We start from the raw sequence: 2,172 nt of genomic DNA on the forward strand, positions 1-2,172 counted from the left end.
CACCCCGCACCTGTCTGCGTTCGTGGTGCCATTGACGCAGGATGGACGGCTGTCCGCGAAAGAGTTTATTGGCGGGCGGTCAAAGATGCGTGAAGATCAGAGCACCTACGCTGAATCAGTAAAAAAACTGGGTCTTGAGCGCGGCATCGAGGGAAGCCGCGCCACGCATCAGACAGTTCAGCACTACTACGAATCGATAAACCGTGGCACCCGTAGCCAGGTATCGATCTCGCCGGAGGCGCTGGAGCCGCGTGTATTGCGGAAGGGCATTTTCACCAAAGACGTGGAAGATCAGGCAGCCATAGCCAAACGTCTAAGCCACGCAGTGAACGATGGCTTTGCAGGAACCATCGCTATGGCCTCTCAGAGCGCCCAGAACGCAAAAAGAGCGCGTGAGCTACAGAAGACTATGGATGCGCAGCAGAAACGCCTACAGAGCGTTACAGAGCCTTTTAAGGGGCTTTCCAGAGAGCAGATGACCGAAATCCTGATGATGGCTCAGCGGTTTAAGCAGCAAAACCAGGAAAAGGAAAAACAGCAGCGTATTGAACGTGAAAAACAGCGACAGACGCGATCGCGTGGCATGGGTGGTATGGAGCGTTAGTTTTGATGCGATGCAGGATAGGGCTAACGCCGCAAAGTGACGTCATTTGCGGCATTCCAGAGATCAGGTTCTGCCGCCCTGTATAACGCTGAGGCCGTTTTTAAGGGCTTTTTTGTGGTTGCTGACAGTACCTTTCCAGCCAAACTGAGGGTTCAGACGGTAACTGTAACTGCGCCCTACTTTTGGGCCTTGAAGAATCACGGATAGGTCAATTAGCGCCTTAACCGAACGGCTTACATTGGTTTTCTGCATACCTAAAGCGTCGGCAATATCGGCTTGGGCAATTTGGATGTAATTTTCATAATCGAGATCAGCTAACAGCATCATCAAGACTTTGAATTGCTCCCCTGTGAGGGTCTTAGCAAGGATCTTTAAAGCGTCTTGGTTCATAGTGAAATGCCTCTCAAAAGCTGACTTCTGTTTGGGTCGGATAACTGCGACAAAACTACCTACCTCTTCCCCTGTAGCAGTGTCTATCTGAGTAATTCGGTTACTCATTTAAGAGGCTCTCCCAAAAAAATAGTTATCAATAATGATAACAACGTTATCAATAATGATAACTATCGTCAAGCGAGAGCCGCGCCCCACAAGGGCTGAGAGAAGGCTCTCTTCTGTATCTTATAGCGAGAAGCTCATATGCCCGGATAGCGAACCCTATTTTCATCGGTTCGTGCGTAAGCATTTCTATGCCCGTTCAGGTGATATTCCGCTTCCTCGTTCAGGCTGTTCGTTCCTCGCTGCGCTGCGGTACGCCTCAGCCTGACCTGCGGCGAGCGGCGCGTGCTCTTTCAAAAGCGATATCCAGATCCTGATTTCGTCAAGGGCGAGCGGAGCGAGTGCATTTCACCCTTGACGACGCACAAATAAAACAGGCTTGGTAGTGGTGGGAGGTGACGCGGAGCGACGCCTTCCACCTGCCAGACCGCCGTTGATTTTGACCTTCTGGCAGCTTGCTGCCCGAACGATTTTGCGTAGCAAAGTCTAGTGAGTACACTATCATCTTGATAGTGGCCCGCCGGAGGTATCGCAATGCGCTCCCCCGCCTGGCTGAATGAATGCCGGAATCAGGGGGGAACATGGCGAACTACGCGATAATGCGCTGCAAAAAGCTGACGGGAATGGGAAGCGTGGCCAGCGCGTTGCAGCACTGCTACCGAGAGCGTGAGACGCCGAACGCTAACGCTGAACGGACACCAGAAAACTACTGCTCTGTGTCCAAATCAACGGATCAGGCAATGGGGCGTGTGCGGGAGCTGCTGCCGGAAAAACGCCGTAAAGATGCGGTACTGGCCGTTGAATACGTTATGACAGCAAGCCCTGAGTGGTGGAAAGAGGCCACACCACGGCAGCAGGCGGAGTTTTTCGCCCGCTCTGAGCAATGGCTGGAGAAGAAATACGGGAAGGATCGTGTTGTGGCGGCGGTGGTTCACCGGGACGAGGCCACCCCGCACCTGTCTGCGTTCGTGGTGCCATTGACGCAGGATGGACGGCTGTCCGCGAAAGAGTTTATTGGCGGGCGGTCAAAGATGCGTGAAGATCAGAGCACCTACGCTGAATCAGTAAAAAAA

At 52.9% G+C, this 2,172-nt stretch carries 3 protein-coding genes; 2 read left to right on the forward strand and 1 reads right to left on the reverse strand.

Annotated features, from left to right (window positions below; all coding sequences use genetic code 11):
• A partial coding sequence (locus tag E0L35_RS25170; RefSeq protein WP_171051231.1) for a plasmid recombination protein occupies positions 1-604 on the forward strand: 604 nt, incomplete at its 5' end.
• A 63-nt stretch (positions 605-667) separates the two neighbouring features.
• Here the strand turns inward: E0L35_RS25170 and E0L35_RS25175 are convergent.
• Positions 668-1,102, reverse strand: coding sequence for a helix-turn-helix domain-containing protein (locus E0L35_RS25175; RefSeq protein WP_004193480.1), 435 nt, complete (start codon positions 1,100-1,102; stop codon positions 668-670).
• 578 nt (positions 1,103-1,680) lie between these two features.
• Between E0L35_RS25175 and mobV the strand changes: the two genes are divergently transcribed.
• The coding region (gene mobV / locus E0L35_RS25180; protein WP_171051232.1) for a MobV family relaxase at positions 1,681-2,172 on the forward strand (492 nt) is incomplete at its 3' end.

The sequence above is a fragment of the Halomonas sp. ATBC28 genome, from assembly GCF_005937175.1.
Classification (GTDB): Bacteria; Pseudomonadota; Gammaproteobacteria; order Pseudomonadales; family Halomonadaceae; genus Vreelandella; species Vreelandella titanicae.